The sequence below is a fragment of the [Clostridium] aminophilum genome (genome assembly GCF_900101295.1).
Classification (GTDB): Bacteria; Bacillota; Clostridia; order Lachnospirales; family Lachnospiraceae; genus Clostridium_R; species Clostridium_R aminophilum_A.
Window position 1 is genome coordinate 1 of the sequence record NZ_FOIL01000050.1, and the last position, 19,426, is coordinate 19,426.

Consider the following 19,426-nt stretch of genomic DNA (forward strand, 5'->3'; position numbering starts at 1 on the left):
CGACACCGAGATGAACATGGAAATGGTAGAAGGGAAAATCAAAGAACTGAGCCGGATTGAGGATGCGCTGAAAGAAAGCCGGCTTCAGGTAAACCAATTCTCGGGGAAATCTTTGGAAAACATTTCAGCCGAAAGCGTCGCCATGAAAAAACTGATGATCGATGCCTTCCGGGCTGCTCAGAAAACGGAAAATCTTCTGATCTCCGGTGAAGAAGGAACGGAGACGGAGATGCTGGCATACGGGATCGGCAACACCGGTCTCCGAAAGGATCGGCCGGTTCAGGTCATGAACTGCGCTGCCATTCCGGAAGAACTGCAGGAACAGGTTCTTCTGGGCACAGAGTCCGGAAATGAAGACGAACGGAACGGACTTCTTGAAAAGGCGGACGGAGGCATTCTTCTTTTGGAGGAGGTCGGTTCCCTCTCCCTTCGCGCCCAGGGCATCCTGCTCCATGTCCTGCAGGGTGATTCCTTCCGAAGGATTGGCGGAAGCGACGATATTCGCAGCGCGTTTTCGGTTATCTCAACGACATCCGAAATCCTGCCGGAACTTGTAAAAAACAAACATTTCCGCATTGACCTGTATTACCGTCTTTCGGTCTGCACCCTGTATGTACCGCCGCTGCGGGAACGGCAAAAAGATATCCAGAGTCTCATTCATGACCGGATTTCGGACAATGAAAACCTTTCCATTTTCCGCAACCGATTTTCCGGCATTTCCAAAAAAGCGCTGCAATACATGGAGGCCTATCCATGGCCCGGAAACCGGAAAGAACTGAATTACGCGGTGGATTATGCAATGTCACGGGGAAAAGGGCCGGAAATCCTTCCGGAAGATCTCCCCGCATTTCTCACGGACAACAGCGCTGCCGCGGATATACCGGATGAGGATTTTGTGCCGGAGGATCTGAAAAAAGCTGTGGAAAAATTCGAACAGACTTACATCCGAAAAACCATGAATCACTATAAGGGGAATATATCGAAATCTGCGGAGGCGCTGGGGCTGAAACGCCAGAGTCTCCAATACCGTCTCAGAAAAAACAGACCATAGAAATGCAGCCCGCCCCGGCCTCGTACAGGTCGGGGCGGGCTGCCGGTGTCTTTCCGCTCTTCACAGAAGAAGACTCTCCCACTCCTCCTGTTTAAATCCGGTCAGCACATGATCGTCCTTGATCAGAAGCGGCCGTTTTACCAGCATGCCGTCGGATGCCAGGAGACGGATCTGCTCCTCTTCCGTCATATCCGGAATCTTTTTGGACAGTTCCATCTGACGGTAGATCTGTCCGCTGGTGTTGAAGAAGCGCTTTAAGGGAAGGCCGCTCTTTCGATAGTATTCTTTCAGCTTCGCTTCATCGGGGTGATGCTCTTTGATGTCAATCACCTCATGCGGGATATTTTTTTCATCCAGCCATTTCAGCGCTTTTTTGCATGTCGTGCATCGATCGTAACAATAAACCTGAACCATACTGACCTCCTTTAAACCATTCTACAGATAGTTGATCCGTCTTAAACGGATTCTTCTCTTAATTCCTGTTCTCAAGATTGAAATGATAGGTATACCGGCTTCCGACATAATATGTCTCCGTATATTCAAACCGTTTTCCCGGTTCCGCTGCGCTGACATGGCTGGAAACAAGAAGCGCACATGGCTCAATCTCCAGCAGTTCCTGCTGATGTTTGTCTGACATCACTGCACGGAATGTGTATTCCACCGCAGCCGGATGAATCCCGTACCGCTGATCCAGATACTGATACAGTGAATGCTCCAGAATGTTGACATCAAGTGCCGGAAGAAACTTTGTCGGTATATAGGTTTTGCTCAGTGCAGTCCGTACACCGTCAATGGTGCGAATCCGGCAGATAAAGTGTAACAATTCCTCATCCTGCAGTCCCAGTTTTTGCTGAACTTCTTCCGCTTCCGCGGCGTGCATCACTCGATATTCGACCAGAATCGCTCCCGGCTTTTTGTGAATCCCCTCAATATCGCTTGAAAAACTGGAGTGACCGATGTTCGTCACCTCTTTTAGCACATTCGCCTCCGGGTCTTCCACAAAAGACCCTTTGCCCGGAATCCTTCGAATATAATGCTGATGGACCAGCTCCCCCAGCGCCTTGTTGACTGTCATACGGCTCACACCAAAGCGGTCGCACAGCTGCATCTCGGTTGGAAGCTGATCTCCGGGGCGAAGTGTTCCCGCCGTGATCTGTTCAGAAATGTACTCAAAGATCCTTTGGTATTGTGACTTCTGTTTCATTGCTTCCGGCTTCCTCCCATTCTTCTCTTTTCTGGAAGAGAACGAAGGAAACACTGATTTCATCAACGTTTCCCTTTAAATATTTTGTCTATACATCTATTCAAATCATACTATTTTGATTGTGGAAAGTCAAATCACTTTGTATATGCAAAATAGTTTTAAAATGTATTGACATTTATGATATAAGTTTCTATATTATACTTAAATGTATATACATTTTGTCACTATCAACTCAAACTCCCGAATCAGAACGCCTCAGACTTGCATCCTGTTTCCGGACATCCCGCAGCTTATGCCGACAATCCATTCTGTCAGCACAGGCCAGGAGGACAAAACCATGAAAAATATCATCATTCTGACACACGGAGAATTCTCCCGGGGCATTACACAGTCCTGCCGGATGATTCTCGGTGATGTTGCCGCCCCGCTTGCACTCAGCATTCGGCCGGATTCTTCCACCGACATGGTGAATTCGATGCTGGAAAATGCCATCTGTGCCTATCCTAAAAATGAGACTGTCGTTCTTCTCACTGATATTCCGGGCGGAAGCACAACCAGATCGGCGCTGTCCATGCTGAATACGCATTCTAATCTGATCATTGTCTCCGGATTGAATCTGGGGCTTCTCCTTGAAATCGCCGTTTTGGAGACCGCCGGAAATCTACCGGAAGATCGCGCACAGATTGAAGAAATCCTCGCCGAAGCAAGAACATCACTTCAGATTGTCGGTGATTCCGCCGGGGCTTCTTCCGATTTTTGCGAGTTTGCGGAAAGCCCGGATTCCGCCGACAGCGGCGAACTGTAAGCATTTTTTCCAAACTGTCACATTTCAAACATTTCACACATCCCAAACAGAAAGGAACAAACAATGATAACGGTACTTCGAGTTGATGACCGTCTTCTTCACGGCCAGGTCGCCGTTTCCTGGGTCGGTTTTCTGAAGGCAGACGTGATTCTGATCGCAAACGACGAGGTCATCCGCGATGCAACCATGCAGACGGCATTTCGTCTGGCCTGTCCGCCCGGGGTCACTCTGTCCATGAAATCTCTGGACGGCGCAGTCAATGTCATCAATAATCCCAAACATGCCCCGCGCCGTATTCTCGTTCTCACCAAAACGATGAATGACGCGGAATATGTCATCTCAAAAACCGGTGAAGCCGTAAAGACCGTTTTATTGGGCGGTCTTCGAAGCGGAGACGGAAAAAAGCAGATTGACATGAACTCCTATATGAGTTCCGGGGACATACAGATTATGAACCAATTGGAATCCCGGGGACTGGAACTTTACATGCAGGCAGTTCCGTCATCCAAAAAACTTACCTCTGAGGAAATACGAACCGTTTACAATCGATAAACCAAAAAGGAAGGGGAAACGTATGAGTTTTATTCAGGCGGCATTATTGGGCCTACTCGCCGGAATCGGTATCTGGGACAGCCGAGTTTTTGGAATTATGATGATCGACCGTCCGCTGGTCCTCGGACCGCTGGTCGGACTGATTCTCGGTGATTTTACAACCGGCATCGTAATCGGTGCTTCTCTGGAACTTGTGATGATGGGTGTTGCCGGCATCGGATCCGCGACACCGCCGGATACGGTCTCCGGAACCATTCTTGCAACAGCATTTGCCATCATCTCCGGCCTTGACATCAGCGCGGCGGTTGCCCTGGCACTTCCAATCGCAACCCTCGGTCAGCTGGTCGGCATTCTCGACCGGACCCTGAATGCGGCATTTGTCCGTCAGGCAGATAAAGCGGCCGACCGCGGCGATTACAGCGGTGTTGACCGTGCACTCTGGTGTGGTGCCGGATTGTTTTTTGTCAGTTATTTCGTTCTCGTTTTTGCGGGATCCCTTCTCGGGTCTGCCGTGATCGGCGCATTTGTCGATCGGATTCCTCAGAGTGTCATCAAAGGTCTGAGTATCGCCAGCGGTATGCTTCCGGCCCTTGGAATCGCCATCCTTATGCAGCTTCTTTTTGACAAAAAAAATGCGGCGTTCTTCTTTATCGGCTGGGCTCTCACCGCGCTGATGGGAGTCAACACCGTCGGCGCCGCCGTCATCGGAACGGCAATCGCCTATACCGTCTATCACTACACTATGGCTACCAAAGAACACGCCCCCGCTGCATCCTGTGCAGAACCGTCCGAAATGTCAGATGATCTGGGAGGAGAACTGTAATATGGAAAATCAGACCACAAACAACAAATCGGTAATGACCAAAGATATCTTCCGGAAAACCTTTTGGAGATCATTTCCTCTCCAGGGAGCCTTCTGTTACGACCGTATGCAGAACCTCGGATTCGCATTCGGCATTGCTCCGGCGCTGAAAAAAATGTATCCGGAGGGTGAAGAAGCCAGGGCCGCATTGAAACGGCATCTCGCCATCTTCAACACCACGCCGGCCGTGGTAACCTTCATCACCGGCGCGGTAATCGCAATGGAAGAACAGTTTAAAGCCGCCAGAGAGCGCGGGGAGATTCCGGACGAAGAATCCATCAACGCGGTGAAAACAGCGCTGATGGGGCCACTGGCCGGCATCGGTGATTCCTTCTTTTGGGGAACCCTCCGGATCATCGGCGCCGGCATTGGCTGTTCCATCGCGGCGAAGGGCAGTGTTCTCGGCGCAATTCTGTTTCTCCTGATCTACAATATTCCGAACTTTTTTGTTCGCTATAAAGGTCTTGAGATCGGCTATAAGAGCGGCGTCAGCTTCCTTGAAAGCATGACAAAGGGCGGCGCTGTGGCGGTTCTGACCGAAACGGCAAAAATTCTGGGTCTCACGGTTGTCGGCTCCATGTGTGCCTCCATGATCTCATTCTCCACATCTCTTGTCATCACAGTCGGCGGCGCGGAAGTGGTTCTTCAGGACATTTTCGACGGAATTATCACCGGTTTCCTGCCGCTCAGCCTGACCTTCATCATTTACAAACTTTTACAGAAAGGATTTAAGACCACCACACTCCTCTGGGGTATCATCCTTGTCGGAGTGCTCGGTTCCGTCACCGGTATCTTATAATGAGCACATCTAAAATGTATGATTATATCTGTGAAACACCTGCTGTGCTTCACCGCATTCTTGACAACCGGACAGAAATCGTTCGGGAATTCGTGGAATACTATAAAGAAAAAAGCATCGATCAAATCTATCTTCTTGGCTCCGGAACCAGCTATCACGCCGGATTAAACGCCAAGCGATATCTGGAAGAAATCCTTCAGAAGAAAGTGTTTCCAATGTATCCGACACAGTTTCACCGGTATGAGAAGGTGTTCAATAAAAACACGCTTGTAATCGGAATCTCTCAGGGTGGCCAGAGTCTTTCTACGGTTGAAGGACTGGATTCCGCAAAAAAACAGGGACTTTTCACCGCAGCGGTGTCTGAAAATCCGACCGCTCTGATCTTCCGTCATGCCGATACACAGACAAGAATTTGTGTGGACAATGAACAGTGCGGTGCCAAAACCAAGGGGTTTGCCGGATCGACCCTCACCATTGAGATCATGCTGACGGAGCTTGCCCTCGCCAAAGGAGAAATCTCCGAAGCGACTGCGCAGATGTACTATCAGCGAATGATCCGCGTCATCGATAATCTGGATAACATCATCCATGCGGCAGACAACTGGTATGAGAGCATCCGGGAAGATTTTCTTCCGGCAAAGAGAATCATTGTGGTCGGATATGACAATAATTACGGATCGATTCTGGAGGGCGCTTTGAAGATTCTGGAAACCGTCCGCCAGGGCGTGACCGGATACGATATCGAAGAATTCTTCCACGGAATCTATAATTCCATCACTGAAGACTCCTATCTCTTCTATCTCGCGTCGGAAGGGGATTACAAACCGAGGACCGAGAAACTGATCGAAATCCTTGGTGAGTGGACTCCGCACAACTATCTGATCGGTTCTCCGGATGGCATTCAGCAGAACTCCGACCGGTACTGCCTGACCGATTTCACAGAAGATCCTCTCTTCTCCTGCTGGGAATATATTATCCCACTTCAGATCGTCTCCTGCCGTGCGGCTGCTGATCTCGGCCGGAATCCCGACATCCCAAAGGACCCTAACTTCCATGCAAGAATCGGAAGCAAGGAACTGGATGGAGTCCGTGATCATTACGAAAAATAATTCAATCTGGTTTACAGAAAAACCGCCGCTTTCCCGATCATGGGCAGCGGCGTTTTTTCATCTTTCCGGCTCAATGATATCAAAGATACGATCACGAAATGGAATATGTCCCTTCCTATTTTGGTCAGGCTCATAATATCGAGTCAATGCTTTCGTTTTATCGTTAATCTCATCATATAAATCCAGACATTTTTTCTCTGACAGTCCGGCCTTTAGCCCCTGCTTAATCAAATCTTCCTTAGTAATATCCCTGCCTTTACCGTTTACCGAAGAAGTATGCTCCCCCCAATAGGTATCACTATACGTAAGATCATATGCCGGAGCAAGTTTCCATCCTTGCGTATTCGTATGAAGAAATGAAAAGTTTTTTGTGTGATCATCCCTATTGTGCGCAGCAACATTGAAACACATGATTCGGAATAACTGCTCTTTATCGAATACAGCATCTTTCGTAAGTGCTCTTGTTAATTTGAAATAGGTTTCATAATCACAGGACGGGGCGCGAAAATCCGCTTCCAACAACGCGGCAAATGTAATGGAAAATACCTTCTCTCCATCTTTTCTGTCAAAGCGTTCCGTTTTAAAGTATCCATCGCATACTGACGATGAAATCAAAGCGGTTTCCGTCATATTGATCCCACATCTTTTTGCACATAATGAATACTCACATTTTCCGCTTATCTCCGTATCGTTCTTTGACGGAAATTTTACGATCCAATCCCGGTTATCCTCCGAAAGAAGTATTTTGGGCCTTGTGCCTCCGTTGGATCCACCCATCTTAAACAGAACATCCAACTGATCCGAACGTTTTGAAGAAAGAATCTTTTCGCACTCTTTTGCAATGATGTCATAATCCAAGCCTGTATTTCTGTAATCAAAATCTGCTTCCCTTGAAGGCAGATATTCAAGGGCTCCCATACCGCTTTGTCCGACATATGCCAACCTATCCAAGGTAGAGATTTCTCCTCTCTTGATACCTATAGATTCCAGGTAGCGATCCAAAAGAAGCTGCCCCCAACTATCAGGGAGACTATCCGCAAAAACACCAAATAGTCCGCCAAACCGATCAAAGGATCTTTCATTGGGAACAAAGACATCATTTTTTATCGGCAATGAAAACGGACTGATTGAAAACCCGTTTTTCTGCCATTCTTCGCTATACTGAAACGCAATACGTTTATCAGGAGCCTCCGCAAGTGTACCTACATGTTGCCCATGATAATAAACATCCAACGTTCTATTTTTTCGCATTGATCACCTCTTCAATACTGTTATAAACCGGTTCTGTAAAAAGATTATTTATTTCCTGAATACAGCCAAGTTCCATGACCAGTTTGATAAATGATTCCAATGAAATCTGACCGGTTTTTTCAAATTTCCGCAATGTCGCATAGCTTACATTGCTTCTTCCTGCCAGTTCTTTTTGTGTTATTTTTTTTCTTTTTCTAATGTTCTTGATCTTATCCGCCAATCTTAACGCAACATCGGAAGGCGTATCCCATAAGTAGTTGATATCATTCATTATCGGCCACCTCACTCTTCGCTACTATTATAGCATTTATGGTCAATTTCTTCAACATTTCGCTACTATAGTAGCATTTCGCTCCTGTTTTGTGCACACAAAGCGTCATTGTCATCATCAGAAGTTACTTCTCTCGTGGGTTTCCAAAAAAAACGTATTGGGAGCTGCGTTCTGACCATGAACGAATATCCGGAGCATGCGAATTTGTTTTTGCATCCGCTTGAACTTTTTCCGCACTTACCGATAATGCCATGTGTCTTTCATCAGGGCCCTGAGTTATAATAAATAATAACATTCTTTTTTTTAATCGTAATCGGCGAATGCGGAGGACTTCGATCATGCTTGGGATTTTAAAAAACAACATTCCCAGAGACATCCTGCGGAACAGGAACACCTATCTGCTGATGGCATTGCTCATCGCCATCGGCATGTATATCGCATCCACCTTAGCCTCTGTGACTTACTCAACCAAGGTTGTCTGTGAGGCGAATTATATCACTTCCAATTATCAGGACGGTCAGTTTTCTCTTCGAAGACCGCTTGCCGAACCGGCAGAGGACACATTACAGCAAAAGGGGGTCACCACCGAACGGATCTTTTCCTTTGACCGGGAGATGGAAAACGGCAGTATCCTGCGATTCTTTAAGGTTCGCACAAAGATCGACCGGCTGGTTCTTGACGAAGGCTCGCTCCCCCGTCAGACCGGTGAACTGGTGATAGACAAATGTTACGCAGCGGCATATGGGCTTTCCGCCGGAGATACCATCCGTATCGCCTCCCGGACCTATCGGATTACCGGTCTCGGTTCGGTCACGGATTATGATATGCCTGCCAGGAACATCTCGGATTACAGTTCCAACAGTGAGCTGTTCGGTCTTGCCTTCCTGACCAACGAGGATTATGCGGCGTTATTATCCGAACTGGGTTCGGAGACAAGACAGGACTTTGTCTATTCCTATAAACTGGCAGAAGGTTTAACGGATGATGATCTGCGAAAGGAACTGCTGAATATTGGCGATCACAACGACGCTGTCCTGACCTTTGTCCCCCGGGCCAACAATGCCAGAATGTGCCGGGCGATCATCGACGGATATGCCTATGAACTGGGAGGGGACATTCTCGGCATCGGACTGGTTGTTCTCGTCTCCGTTGTGTTCTATCTCGGAATAAAGACATCGATTGAGAGAGAAAGCGCATCCATCGGGGCGCTTTACGCCATGGGTGTGAAAAAACACGAGGTGATCCTTATGTATCTTGCGCCCTCGACGCTGATCGCCCTCATCGCCGGATGCGCGGGCTGGACAGCCAGCATATGGTTCAGCGCGGCGACGATCATCTCTCCTTCCAACTATTACTGCATCCCACGGGTGCCGGTCATAGCCTCTCCTTTCAGCATTCCGTATTGTATCCTGATGCCGCCTGTCATCTGCTTTCTGATCAACTGGATGAGATTGAACAAAACGCTCTCGATGTCCCCCGTGTCATTGCTGAAGGGAACATTTGATACCGGTATCCCCCGGCGCCGGAATCCGGGAAGGGCGCACCGGATTATGTTTGATCTTATATGTTCGCAGTTTATAAAGGATAAAGGCTTATTCCTGATCCTTATGACCGGTTCGCTGGTGGCGGGGCTGATCTATATGCTCGGTACCGGTCTCGACCAGTATCTGGTAAATATCATGGACCGCCTTCCGGCCGAAATCAACTACGAATATGTATATGACCTTGTCGACGATACCGACGTGCCGTCCGATACCGGAGAGTCGGTATATAAAAAGGTATTTAAAATAAACAACATGGATTATGTGGCGGATGTTCCGTTTATCGGTCTTGAATCGCCAAGCGAATTCTTCCCTGTAGATACCGAAAATCTCAACGGTAAAGTCATCATCAGCAACGCACTGGCCTCCCGCTACGGCCTGAAGGAAAATGACGAGCTGAATGTATTTGATGAAGTAACCGGAAAAGAATATGCCTTTACGGTCGCTTCCATCACCGATTACCGGGTCATGTATACCGCTTACATGAATATTGATGATCTGAGGGAACGGCTGGGAAAGGAACGGGTCTACAACAGCGTCTATTCAAACAAAGCCTGCGATTATAAGCCGGCCGAACTCCTTGGCGCTTACCGGAAGGAAGACTTTATAAGACCCGCCGAAAGCCTGGAACCGGAGTCCAAACGAATGAGCATATTCCTGTATATTGTCGCAACCGTCTTTTACATGGCTGTCGTTGCGTTTATTGTCCGTTTTTCCGTAAGCGCATCACAACGGCAGATTGCGATCTTTTCCGTGCTCGGATACAGCTACCGGGAGCTCAAGACAATCTTTCTCACAAGCACCGCGGTATTCTCCGCCGTGTGCGGAGCGGTCGGACTGATCGCGGGATTTCATCTGTCCAAACTGGCTGTGCCGTATCTTCTGGGCACCACCGCAGTAGGAGTATTCTTGTACTACTCCGTCACGGCATTTATAAGGGATTTTCTTTTGGTCCTTATAATCTATGTTCTTTCAGCGGGTTTCACCCTGAATCAGATCAAAAAGATCAATGAGCTGGATTACGTCAGTGCGAACGAATAGTGGAGAGACCCCCTCCTTATGATTTAACTGCATCAACAGGCCCCCGAAGAGCCGTCGCTCCTCAGGGGCCTGTTTTTATGCTATGACATAAAATGATATCTGGAGAAGATATTCCCTATCGCTAACCGGGACTCCATTTTGATCACTGAAGTTCGTAGCTCTTCTGCCGGAGAGTTGCATAGATAAAGAACACAACAATGGCCGAAACAGTAAATACGATCAACGGAAGTGTCAGTGTCCGTAAAGACAGCACAATGATGAACAGGGTCACACAAAGACTGAATGTCATCAGTGCGTAATAGGCCGTCTTCGAAATCTTGAAATACCGGTTGTCCCAGGCTTCCGGAAGGCGATACGGGATCGGGATCTGGAGCGGGGCCGCGAACTTCTCTCGAAACACATTCTGAATCGCGACTCCCAACTGGAAGCGCTGCAGAATAAAGCGAAGGCTTAATCAGGAATAAGACATTACAAAGCCGGAACACATTTTTCGATGTGTACCGGCTTTGTTCATTGAGGTTGTATCCCCCAATCTTTGTATTCAATTCCGCAATACTCCAGATATTTTTAAAACTGTTTACGTCTCAGAATTCAGAACAAAACGCCTTTCTTCGAGTTCTTCAAAACCGGAATCTCCGTATCATCCCTGTCCTCAAGATGCTCGCCGGAGTACTTCTTCGTCTCTTCCGTGATCACTTTTGAGAGAAGAAGCACCGCAATAATGTTCGGAATCGCCATCAGACCGTTCAGAAGATCCGCGATATTCCATACCAGATTCAGTTCCACCAGCGATCCCACAAAGATGGAAACAATCCAGAGAATCTTATACAGCAGGATGACTTTCTCGCCAAACAGATAGACCGCGCACCGCTCGCCGTAATAATACCATCCGAGAATGGTCGAGAAGGCAAACGTCACCAGACCGATCACGAGCATCGGCACGCCGATCACCGGAATCATGGAAAACGCCAGCGTTGTCAGTTCGGAACCATTTCCCGACAGGCCGTCGATCTCCGGATGCTTGATGATGCTGGAGACAAGTACCAGTCCCGTCATCAGGCAGACCACCACCGTGTCCCAGAACGTTCCGGTCATGGAAACCAGCGCCTGTCGCTTCGGATTACGGGTCTGCGCCGCGGAAGCAACCAGCGGAGCCGAGCCCATACCGGATTCATTGGAGAACAGTCCTCTCGCAAAACCGTACCGGCAGGCAGTCGCCACCGTGCTTCCGACAAATCCGCCGCCTGCTGCCGTTGTCGTAAACGCAGAGGTGATGATCGTCCTGACCGCCTCACCGAGAACATCGGCGTTGCGGACCAGAATCACCGAACAGCTGATGACATAGAACAGTGCCATAAACGGAACAAGTTTTTCCGACACGCGGGTGATCGATTTCAGACCGCCGATGATGACCAGACCGACCATCGCGCTGAGCGCAAATGCAGCCGTATACATCAGCATTGTCCCGTTCGGACTCTCATCCCATGCAAAATTCTGTCGAAGATTTGCCACGATCGCATTTGCCTGCACCATGTTGCCGATGCCGAACGCACAGACCGCTGCCAGAGAGGCGAAAACGACGCCGAGCCATTTCTTACCCAGTCCCCGATCCAGCGCGTACATCGCGCCGCCCAGCATGGAACCGTCCTCACTCTTTACACGGTATTTCACGGAAATCAGTGTCTCCGCGTACTTCGTCGCGATACCGAAAATTCCGGTCAGCCACATCCACAGCACCGCCCCCGGTCCGCCGAGAGCCACCGCCGTTCCGACGCCAATGATATTGCCGGTGCCGATCGTCGAAGAAAGCGCCGTGGTCAGCGCACCGAACTGTGAGACATCGCCCTCCACATCCGGATCTTTGGTCACGGACAGGCGGATTGCCTTAAAAATCTCCTTCTGAATCAGACCGGTTTTCACAGTCATGAAAAGATGCGTGCCGAACAGAAGAATGATCAGCGGCCACCCCCACAGAAAACTGTCAATACTCTCGATAATTGAAGCAAAGCTCAAACGTTTTCCTCCTTTACAGTGTTAAATTGTTTTTTGAGAGCATTATACATTTGTTTTGTATGGAATGGCAAGACTTTCTGAGCAACCGCTTCCTGAAAACGAAAGATATCCTTGGGATTTCCTGTCGTTCCTGAAGAATGAAGTATAAACAGCAAAAGCAGCTGCATGGAGATCAAGAGGTCCATATCCGTAAAGCTCATCCAGATAACGAATTCCTTTTTGATCTCATACCGGAATCCCGGCGTCCTGAGCCGCCTTCCTCACAACATCCACCGAAGCCAGAAAACCGTTTCTCTCGTCTTCCGTCATCTCATACTCCGGAATCCCCTCGACGCCGTCGCGTCCGATGATCGACGGCACCGAGACGGCAACGCCGTGCACACCATACTCGCCCTGCAGGACGGTGGAAACCGGCAGAAGCTCCCGGCGATCTTCGGCAACCGCGGAGACAATCCGGCAGACCGTCGCAGAAATGCCGGTGCTGGTATATCCTTTTCCACGAAAGATTTTTAACGCCTCATTTCGGGCAATCTCATTCAGCTGGCTGCTCTTCAAAACCATCTTCTCACCGGTTGTACTCCTGAGATATTCCTCCACGGTCATCCCCATAATCCGGATCGAACTGAGAAGCGAAACCGCACTCGCTCCATGTTCTCCGACCACTGACAGCTGAATCGACCGGCTTGACACCTCCAGAAACTCCGCAAGAAACCGGGTCAGTCTTCCGCTCTCCAAAAGTGTTCCGGAGCCGATAACCCTGCGTGGATTCCGCCCGGTGAGCTGCCGGACCTTCATGGTAATCACATCCAGCGGGTTGGTCACAGTAATGATCAAGCCGCCGGTGTTGTACCGGTTGATTTCCGAAAAAACCGTCTCCGCGACAGCGCAGTTTGCCCGAAGCAGATCCATCCGGTCTTCCGTTAAGTTCGGTGCCCCCGCAGTAAAGATCAGAATGTCAGCTCCGCCGGAAGCTTCGTATCCCCCAAAGGAAAGCCTTGGACATCTCGCCCCCCTCACCACGGCAGCACTTTCCGCATCCAGAACTTCTGCCTTCACTTTATCCAGATTTCGTCCGATCAGCGTAATCTCATCGATCATATTCACATATTGAAGGTCGTGAAATATCGTTTTTCCTACATTGCCGACTCCTATAATCGCAACTTTCATTCCGCTCTCCTCATATTCTCCTGAATTGTCTGTGCAATCGTATATTTCAAGAAATGCCGCCTGACTCACGACGAACGTCACGAGTGTACAGCGGCAAATCATCCATATGATATCTGTAAACTTCACCGGTCACCAGATAAAGCACGGAAGACCGTGTTCTTCCCGGAACCGTGACTTATCCCGTTCTTTCCAGCGATATAACTTTTTCCCTTTCCTTCGGTCTGCTTACAGATTATTCTCTGCCAGATACTTCCGGATCTCCTCGAGCAATGCATCCCCATCCGTATTCTTGAAAATTCTGTTCATGCAGCCGCTGATCATCGGATTCAGATCCAGTCCCAGCTCCACGGAGCGGGTATCCGTCTTAAATCCATAGCATCGTTTTCCTTTTCCGAAGGCAATGCCAAGTTCAACGCAGGCCCCCTCATCCGGAACCCGGCCGTCCAGATTCATAAAGATGATATCCGCCTTTTCCACCTCTCCGGAATCCAGATCAAAGATCATACGCGTCAGCTCTTCTTCGCTTTTCCCCTCCAGAAGTGCCGCCTCAATCCCGTCACGCTGCGGCAGAAAGACCTGATAACCGTTCTCCTCGAGAATTTCCACCACTTTCCGATTAAAATCTTTCTCCGCGTGGTTGAAGAGCGGCCCTGCAAAGTAGACCTTTTTTCCTTCCGCCGCCTTGTTTTCTTCCGTTTTGACTTCCCTGGTCTCTGCAGCGGCGGAGCTTTCAGCCGCCTTCTGATTACCAGCGCATCCGGAGACAAACGTCAGAAGAAACATTACCGCCAGTATCTTCACCAGTTTCATCGATCCTTTTTTCATCTACAATATCCCCTTTCTGCTTCAACCATCCAAAAAAACATGAAAGCACACCAACCTGCGCAGACATCAAACACTGTTCTTATCCGGGCCGACCTCTTGTTCTCTGCCTGCATCGTCCAATGCAGCCACCATCCACTTTGTTTCATTATATACTATATCCGAAAAAAAATCCCAGCGAAGGATCACTGCTCTCTAACGGGAAATGTGCTGTACTGTATTGCATGCCGAAATCGATAAGCGTATATTGAAACTATGGTAGCTTTGACCGGCATGGTGCCGGCCTGAAATGTCATTTCCACAAGGAGAATGTTTTTTGATCAAAATCAACACACTGGAGATTGTAGCATAACCGGGAGGTTTGCTTACAATCCGACAAACCTCCCAAAGGGTTTATGATTTTACTTTTAGGAGGACAAACCCCATGAATAGGGAAAACAAACGAAAATCATTTGATAAAGGTTACTATAAAACACACCCCTGCAACGAAACTTTCATCTGCAATGTATGCGGAAGGACCGTTGTTCCGAACGGTGCCGGGAGTGAACACAGAAATCATTGCCCGTATTGTCTTCACAGTAAGCATTTGGACATCGAGCCGGGAGATCGCCAAGCTGATTGCGGCGGAGCGATGGAGCCGATTGCCGTTTGGGTCAGAAAGAACGGGGAATGGGCTCTTGTACATCGATGCCGGGTATGCGGTGCCCTGAGTTCGAACCGCGTGGCGGCAGATGACAACCCCATGAAGCTGATGTCAATCGCGATGAGGCCGGTTTCCGCGCCGCCGTTTCCTCTGGAACGGATTGAGGAAATGACGCGGATGATGGGCGGCGACGGAGTGCTGAAATGGTAACTCTTTTGGGAACTCTTTCGTGAGGAAACAGGAAAAGAAAGAGACGGGGCAGGCGCACTAACTCAAGTTAGTGCGTCGGCCCCGCTTCGTCCCGTTCTTTGCATTATCGGATGATGCACGGAAGACCGTGCTCTTCCAGCTGAATATCCAGTTCGATCATGTCATAGATTCCGTTCTCGATAAAATAAGAGAAAATGATGTCGGTCTTATCACAGGGCGACAGCGCATATCCGGCGCGGGCCAGAAGATCCTTTGTCTCGTCCAGATTCAGCCGTGCGCCGATGCACAGGCAGAGCGCCGTCATCTTCTGCGGATGATAATCCGGATGGTTCTTGATCTTGGAAAAGACCTTTTTATCGACGATGGCATTCTTGTAGACGGCCGCGTTGTCCAGATGCTTTTCCGCGATCAGATAGAGAAGATATTCCGAAAAGGAATCCGCGAGATGCTTCATCCGCTCCGAAAGCCTGCTCTCATGCCTTTCCGCAAACGCCTCCGTCAGAAAAACTTCCTCTTTTCGGTCCCGGCCCGGCCCGTCTTTTCGCCGGGATACCTCCCTGTGAAATATGCTGCCGCCTGATTCCGGAGATTCTTCCCGGAACGGCCGCGCCTCGTCCAAATACTCTTCCCGGATCCTTTTTCTCACATAATTCCGGTCAATGTAAGATTCCAGCGCCGCGTCCAGCCGCTTCCCGAGCTGCGTCGAGGAATCATCGAACACCACCAGATAAACCAGCATCTCGTTATTCAAAAGGAACGCATTTATCTCATCCACCGCGATCCGGACGCCCTCTTCCCGCGGATACCCGAAGGAACCGGTGGAAATAACGGGAAATGCGATGGACCGGATCCCATGCTCTCTCGCCATTTTCAGACTGTTCCGGTAACATGCGCGGAGCTTTTCCTCCTCCCCGCTTTTTCCGTCGATATAGAACGGGCTCACTGCATGAATGATATACTGCGCCTTCAGCCGGAATCCCGGTGTGATAAAAACGTCTCCCTCCGGTCTCTTTCCGATATGATCGATCCGGTATTGAAGAAGCTCCTCATATCCTGCCGCGTTATGGACAGCGGTGTCGCATCCCGCTCCGACCACCGGCGCCTCGCCGGCCGTGTTGACGATGGCGTCCGTGTCCATGCGCGTAATGTCATTGCGGACTATTTTCAGCGGCATATCCATTCCTCTTTTCTTCTTATGAGCGTTTTTTAAAGACAGATTCTTCAAAGACAGATATTCGTGTCTCCGTAGATCATCAGCCGGAGAATTCCGATCACTGCCAGATGAAGCGGATAATAGGCATAGAAAAACCATTTCATCCATGCCGCATTTCCCCGCGCGCCGTTATACATTTTCAAAATCGGATAAACCATGAGGACGCCGACCTGAACAAACGCATAGGTTTTGCTGACAAAGAAATACGACACCAGCGCATAGACAAACACCCACGGGATCATTTTCCGCATCTGACATTCCAGATTTCCTCTCTCCCGATACATCCCGAGAATCGCAAGGACCGCGATGCAGCTCCAGTCCGCCGGAAACGCGCTGAAGATCAGAACCGTCTGAAGAAGGTGCCTGATCCAGTTCTTCATCCGGTCCGCATGATCTTCCAGATACAAAACCACCACGGCGATGAAGAGCGGATACATGACACTCGTCCGGTTGAAAATACTGCCCTCAAACGGGTTCAGACTGATGCCGAACCCGAAACAGTAGGCAAAATGTGAGATCACGGCGAAAATTCCAAGCCGGAGGATATACTTCTTTACATCTTTGGTGTAGTGATATCCCTCGCACACGAAGAACCACATGATCGGCGCGGTCAGCCGTCCGATCAAATGCAGAAAGATCGGGACCGGCTCCGCCGGAAATCCGGGATAAAGCAGGTCCGATCCGTGGTCGACCGTCATCGCGAGGATCGCGATCAGTTTCAGGTAGTTGGAGGTGAAATAAGGTTTCAGGTTCATATCAGTTATCTTTCTCAGTTGTCAAAATCGTCATCCGATTCGAATTCTTTGTCCATATCGTCATCATCGAAATCCTCGGATTCATCGTCACATTCGTCCGAATCTCCGTCTTCGCTGCTGCCAAAGATTTCGTCCATTACCTGCATTCCAAATGCTGTCTCCATTGGGCTGATATTTCCGTCGCGATTCAAATCATTAAATCCAAAGTCAAATAACCCTTTTCTTTTCATAACAGACGCCCTCCTTAACCTTCTCCATTGTACACTCTGTCAATAGACTTTTCAAAGAAGTCGATTATAATAGTATCAGGAAAATGCTTTTTCATTATCCAAAAGTGTTTTGAACTGACAACGCAATCAATAAAGAATATTTGACCGACGAGGTCTCTCTGGTTATCCAGTGTGAGGTATGGTTAGCACCATACCTCTTTTTTTACATTTTCTAAATCAAACCGCTCCACCACGTCCTTCATCTCTCCGGTCAGCCTCTTCATCCCTTCTTCCTTCAGTTCTTCCGGAACACCGTAAAACGCTTCCGCAATGCTGCAGGCAATGCATGTGAGGGTATCGCAGTCGCCGCCGAGGGAGACCGCCGTGCGGATCACATCTTCAAAATCCTGTCCTTCCAGAAATGCCGTAATAGCCTCCGGCACGGTCTTTTGGCAGCTTTCCATGTGATGATAATCGGGCCGGATCTCATCACAAGTCCGGGACAGGTCATATCCGAATTCCCTCGTGACATATTCCCGGATCTCCTCTTTCGATGTGCCGGTCCTTGCGAGAAAGATGCAGGCGGCCGTTGCTTCTGCTCCCTTAATTCCTTCCGGATGGTTGTGCGTCACTTCCGCTGTCCACCGTGCCACTTCCCGCGTCCGCTCTATCGTTTCATAGAGCCAGCCCGCAGAGGATACCCGAATCGCGGAACCATTTCCCCAGGAATTATATGGTTTCGGATCATCCTCAAAGATCCAGTCAAAAAACTGGCTTCCATATCCGGCATACGGATACCGGTGTCCCCAGCGGCGCATGGAATAAATCAACAGGTTCTTCGCCTCCGCTTCGCCTGCATTTTTTCCTGCTTCCATCAGCGCATCGGCCACAGCGATGGTCATCACGGTATCGTCCGTATATTCCGATCCCCGGATAAAAAGCGGGCCAAAATCCTTCACCTTCGGTCCACGGTCAAACTCATACGGCGCGCCGATGATATCACCTAAGATTGCTCCGATCATCTTCTCTCCGACCTCCGTCTCCTGTAATCCTCCCGAATTCTCTCGCAGCACATCTCCATGCCCCGCTCCATTTCCTCACGGTCCCGGGATCTACGGACAGCGGACACGGTCTCGTCTAATACCTGATAATTCAGCCGTGTCCCCTCACGGTCGCAGTGATAATTTAATGCGCGATCTTTCCGAATCCCGAAGCGCCCGGCCACCTCGATCGCATCGATGTTCGCCCCCAAAAAGAGAAACTCCCAACCGTACTCTTCTTTTTCTAGTACGACCATCCGCTTTACATCTTCATAGGAGTAATGCCTGCTGGAATTCTCCATTCCGTCCGTCGTGATGATGAAAATGGTCTTCTCCGGGCGGTCATCTTCCCTCGCATACCGGTGAACGGTCTCGATGTGATGGATGGCGCCGCCGATCGCATCCAGCAGCGCGGTACAGCCTCTGGCATAATACTGCCGGTCGTTCATCGGCTCAACGCGGTTAACCGATACCCGGTCATACAGGACCTCGGTCCGGTCATCAAACAGGACGGCGGAAATGTATGCTTCCCCCTCTTCTTTCTGCTGCCGCTCGATCAGGGAATTAAATCCTCCGATGGTATCCTGTTCCAGGCCCCGCATGGATCCGCTTCGATCCAGGATAAATACTACTTCCGTTAATCCTTTCCGCATAATCAAGTCTCCTTTCTGATGCCTCATACTGACATAAGATCAAAATCCGCAATCGGACTTTCGTTCCTCTTCCACCACTCAGGTGATCGCTACTGAAGTTGCCCTCATTATACGGAACCGGAATCGAGTAGGAGGCGGTGACTAACCGCCGTCCTCTCACAGCACCGTACGTACCGTTCGGTATACGGCGCTTTCAATAGTTGACGTGCACAGAC

General features: G+C 49.4%; 22 protein-coding genes. 8 read left to right on the forward strand and 14 right to left on the reverse strand.

Translation table 11 applies throughout. The features are described from left to right. Positions 1-1,051 (forward strand): sigma 54-interacting transcriptional regulator (locus tag BMW41_RS11410; protein WP_207646888.1); only part of this gene is annotated, 1,051 nt, incomplete at its 5' end. A 60-nt stretch (positions 1,052-1,111) separates the two neighbouring features. Here BMW41_RS11410 and BMW41_RS11415 read toward each other — a convergent pair. Continuing rightward, a complete protein-coding gene (locus BMW41_RS11415; RefSeq protein WP_074650192.1) occupies positions 1,112-1,465 on the reverse strand; it encodes an arsenate reductase family protein in 354 nt (117 codons plus the stop codon). A 58-nt stretch (positions 1,466-1,523) separates the two neighbouring features. Continuing rightward, positions 1,524-2,255, reverse strand: a complete 732-nt coding sequence (locus BMW41_RS11420; RefSeq protein ID WP_074650210.1) for a GntR family transcriptional regulator — start codon at positions 2,253-2,255, stop codon at positions 1,524-1,526. Positions 2,256-2,592: 337 nt separating this feature from the next. Between BMW41_RS11420 and BMW41_RS11425 the strand changes: the two genes are divergently transcribed. From BMW41_RS11425 to BMW41_RS11445, 5 genes are all read left to right on the forward strand, one after another. Further along, positions 2,593-3,060 (forward strand): PTS sugar transporter subunit IIA, encoded by a 468-nt coding sequence (locus BMW41_RS11425; protein ID WP_074650193.1) that lies wholly within the window; start codon positions 2,593-2,595, stop codon positions 3,058-3,060. A gap of 63 nt (positions 3,061-3,123) precedes the next feature. After that, complete coding sequence (locus BMW41_RS11430) at positions 3,124-3,612, forward strand: PTS sugar transporter subunit IIB (RefSeq protein ID WP_074650194.1); 489 nt, start codon at positions 3,124-3,126, stop codon at positions 3,610-3,612. A gap of 22 nt (positions 3,613-3,634) precedes the next feature. Continuing rightward, on the forward strand, positions 3,635-4,435 hold the full coding sequence (locus BMW41_RS11435) for a PTS mannose/fructose/sorbose/N-acetylgalactosamine transporter subunit IIC (protein WP_074650195.1): 801 nt from the start codon (positions 3,635-3,637) through the stop codon (positions 4,433-4,435). A 1-nt stretch (position 4,436) separates the two neighbouring features. Continuing rightward, positions 4,437-5,273: a PTS system mannose/fructose/sorbose family transporter subunit IID gene (locus BMW41_RS11440; protein ID WP_074650196.1), complete on the forward strand. Its 837-nt coding sequence runs from the start codon at positions 4,437-4,439 to the stop codon at positions 5,271-5,273. 14 nt (positions 5,274-5,287) lie between these two features. Further along, positions 5,288-6,382 (forward strand): SIS domain-containing protein, encoded by a 1,095-nt coding sequence (locus BMW41_RS11445; protein WP_074650211.1) that lies wholly within the window; start codon positions 5,288-5,290, stop codon positions 6,380-6,382. A 57-nt stretch (positions 6,383-6,439) separates the two neighbouring features. Here the strand turns inward: BMW41_RS11445 and BMW41_RS11450 are convergent, their stop codons facing one another. Further along, entirely contained in the window at positions 6,440-7,633 is a 1,194-nt protein-coding gene (locus BMW41_RS11450; protein WP_074650197.1) for a type II toxin-antitoxin system HipA family toxin, read from the reverse strand. Then, entirely contained in the window at positions 7,620-7,904 is a 285-nt protein-coding gene (locus tag BMW41_RS11455) for a helix-turn-helix domain-containing protein (RefSeq protein ID WP_074650198.1), read from the reverse strand. Before BMW41_RS11455 ends, BMW41_RS11450 begins: the two co-directional genes overlap by 14 nt. A gap of 338 nt (positions 7,905-8,242) precedes the next feature. Between BMW41_RS11455 and BMW41_RS11460 the strand changes: the two genes are divergently transcribed. After that, positions 8,243-10,486 carry an ABC transporter permease gene (locus BMW41_RS11460; protein WP_074650199.1) on the forward strand — a complete coding sequence of 748 codons (2,244 nt, stop codon included), beginning with the start codon at positions 8,243-8,245 and terminating at the stop codon, positions 10,484-10,486. Positions 10,487-10,628: 142 nt separating this feature from the next. On the opposite strand, the gene BMW41_RS11465 is transcribed toward BMW41_RS11460, so the two are convergent. The 5 genes from BMW41_RS11465 to BMW41_RS11485 all read right to left on the reverse strand — a co-directional run bounded on the left by BMW41_RS11465 (position 10,629) and on the right by BMW41_RS11485 (position 14,491). Then, on the reverse strand, positions 10,629-10,886 hold the full coding sequence (locus tag BMW41_RS11465) for a hypothetical protein (RefSeq protein ID WP_143050868.1): 258 nt from the start codon (positions 10,884-10,886) through the stop codon (positions 10,629-10,631). A gap of 191 nt (positions 10,887-11,077) precedes the next feature. Further along, positions 11,078-12,499 carry an alanine/glycine:cation symporter family protein gene (locus tag BMW41_RS11470; protein WP_074650201.1) on the reverse strand — a complete coding sequence of 474 codons (1,422 nt, stop codon included), beginning with the start codon at positions 12,497-12,499 and terminating at the stop codon, positions 11,078-11,080. Beyond that, complete coding sequence (locus BMW41_RS11475; RefSeq protein WP_074650202.1) at positions 12,496-12,699, reverse strand: hypothetical protein; 204 nt, start codon at positions 12,697-12,699, stop codon at positions 12,496-12,498. The genes BMW41_RS11470 and BMW41_RS11475 overlap by 4 nt, the downstream gene beginning before the upstream one ends. Positions 12,700-12,724: 25 nt before the next feature. After that, the gene (locus BMW41_RS11480; RefSeq protein ID WP_177171232.1) at positions 12,725-13,666 is read right to left on the reverse strand and encodes a malate dehydrogenase; all 942 of its coding nucleotides are present in this window, start codon (positions 13,664-13,666) and stop codon (positions 12,725-12,727) included. Between the two features lie 225 nt (positions 13,667-13,891). After that, positions 13,892-14,491, reverse strand: coding sequence for a nucleoside 2-deoxyribosyltransferase (locus BMW41_RS11485; protein ID WP_074650204.1), 600 nt, complete (start codon positions 14,489-14,491; stop codon positions 13,892-13,894). A 421-nt stretch (positions 14,492-14,912) separates the two neighbouring features. Between BMW41_RS11485 and BMW41_RS11490 the strand changes: the two genes are divergently transcribed. Next, positions 14,913-15,341 carry an RNHCP domain-containing protein gene (locus BMW41_RS11490; protein ID WP_074650205.1) on the forward strand — a complete coding sequence of 143 codons (429 nt, stop codon included), beginning with the start codon at positions 14,913-14,915 and terminating at the stop codon, positions 15,339-15,341. Positions 15,342-15,444: 103 nt separating this feature from the next. On the opposite strand, the gene BMW41_RS11495 is transcribed toward BMW41_RS11490, so the two are convergent. The 5 genes from BMW41_RS11495 to BMW41_RS11515 all read right to left on the reverse strand — a co-directional run bounded on the left by BMW41_RS11495 (position 15,445) and on the right by BMW41_RS11515 (position 19,211). Beyond that, on the reverse strand, positions 15,445-16,515 hold the full coding sequence (locus BMW41_RS11495) for a macro domain-containing protein (protein WP_074650206.1): 1,071 nt from the start codon (positions 16,513-16,515) through the stop codon (positions 15,445-15,447). 47 nt (positions 16,516-16,562) lie between these two features. Beyond that, positions 16,563-17,309: a TraX family protein gene (locus BMW41_RS11500; RefSeq protein ID WP_074650207.1), complete on the reverse strand. Its 747-nt coding sequence runs from the start codon at positions 17,307-17,309 to the stop codon at positions 16,563-16,565. Between the two features lie 14 nt (positions 17,310-17,323). After that, positions 17,324-17,539, reverse strand: a complete 216-nt coding sequence (locus BMW41_RS11505) for a hypothetical protein (RefSeq protein WP_031473447.1) — start codon at positions 17,537-17,539, stop codon at positions 17,324-17,326. 182 nt (positions 17,540-17,721) lie between these two features. After that, on the reverse strand, positions 17,722-18,540 hold the full coding sequence (locus BMW41_RS11510; protein WP_074650208.1) for an ADP-ribosylglycohydrolase family protein: 819 nt from the start codon (positions 18,538-18,540) through the stop codon (positions 17,722-17,724). Beyond that, entirely contained in the window at positions 18,537-19,211 is a 675-nt protein-coding gene (locus tag BMW41_RS11515; RefSeq protein ID WP_074650209.1) for a vWA domain-containing protein, read from the reverse strand. The genes BMW41_RS11510 and BMW41_RS11515 overlap by 4 nt, the downstream gene beginning before the upstream one ends. Between the last annotated feature and the right edge of the window lie 215 nt (positions 19,212-19,426).

What these genes read in the sequence shown, in the direction of transcription:
- BMW41_RS11415 (WP_074650192.1), bottom strand. Translation starts at nt 1,465, where the DNA reads ATGGTTCAGGTTTATTGTTACGATCGATGCACGACATGCAAAAAAGCG.
- BMW41_RS11420 (WP_074650210.1), bottom strand. Translation starts at nt 2,255, where the DNA reads ATGAAACAGAAGTCACAATACCAAAGGATCTTTGAGTACATTTCTGAA.
- BMW41_RS11425 (WP_074650193.1), top strand. Translation starts at nt 2,593, where the DNA reads ATGAAAAATATCATCATTCTGACACACGGAGAATTCTCCCGGGGCATT.
- BMW41_RS11430 (WP_074650194.1), top strand. Translation starts at nt 3,124, where the DNA reads ATGATAACGGTACTTCGAGTTGATGACCGTCTTCTTCACGGCCAGGTC.
- BMW41_RS11435 (WP_074650195.1), top strand. Translation starts at nt 3,635, where the DNA reads ATGAGTTTTATTCAGGCGGCATTATTGGGCCTACTCGCCGGAATCGGT.
- BMW41_RS11440 (WP_074650196.1), top strand. Translation starts at nt 4,437, where the DNA reads ATGGAAAATCAGACCACAAACAACAAATCGGTAATGACCAAAGATATC.
- BMW41_RS11445 (WP_074650211.1), top strand. Translation starts at nt 5,288, where the DNA reads ATGTATGATTATATCTGTGAAACACCTGCTGTGCTTCACCGCATTCTT.
- BMW41_RS11450 (WP_074650197.1), bottom strand. Translation starts at nt 7,633, where the DNA reads ATGCGAAAAAATAGAACGTTGGATGTTTATTATCATGGGCAACATGTA.
- BMW41_RS11455 (WP_074650198.1), bottom strand. Translation starts at nt 7,904, where the DNA reads ATGAATGATATCAACTACTTATGGGATACGCCTTCCGATGTTGCGTTA.
- BMW41_RS11460 (WP_074650199.1), top strand. Translation starts at nt 8,243, where the DNA reads ATGCTTGGGATTTTAAAAAACAACATTCCCAGAGACATCCTGCGGAAC.
- BMW41_RS11475 (WP_074650202.1), bottom strand. Translation starts at nt 12,699, where the DNA reads ATGAGCTTTACGGATATGGACCTCTTGATCTCCATGCAGCTGCTTTTG.
- BMW41_RS11480 (WP_177171232.1), bottom strand. Translation starts at nt 13,666, where the DNA reads ATGAAAGTTGCGATTATAGGAGTCGGCAATGTAGGAAAAACGATATTT.
- BMW41_RS11485 (WP_074650204.1), bottom strand. Translation starts at nt 14,491, where the DNA reads ATGAAAAAAGGATCGATGAAACTGGTGAAGATACTGGCGGTAATGTTT.
- BMW41_RS11490 (WP_074650205.1), top strand. Translation starts at nt 14,913, where the DNA reads ATGAATAGGGAAAACAAACGAAAATCATTTGATAAAGGTTACTATAAA.
- BMW41_RS11495 (WP_074650206.1), bottom strand. Translation starts at nt 16,515, where the DNA reads ATGCCGCTGAAAATAGTCCGCAATGACATTACGCGCATGGACACGGAC.
- BMW41_RS11500 (WP_074650207.1), bottom strand. Translation starts at nt 17,309, where the DNA reads ATGAACCTGAAACCTTATTTCACCTCCAACTACCTGAAACTGATCGCG.
- BMW41_RS11505 (WP_031473447.1), bottom strand. Translation starts at nt 17,539, where the DNA reads ATGAAAAGAAAAGGGTTATTTGACTTTGGATTTAATGATTTGAATCGC.
- BMW41_RS11510 (WP_074650208.1), bottom strand. Translation starts at nt 18,540, where the DNA reads ATGATCGGAGCAATCTTAGGTGATATCATCGGCGCGCCGTATGAGTTT.
- BMW41_RS11515 (WP_074650209.1), bottom strand. Translation starts at nt 19,211, where the DNA reads ATGCGGAAAGGATTAACGGAAGTAGTATTTATCCTGGATCGAAGCGGA.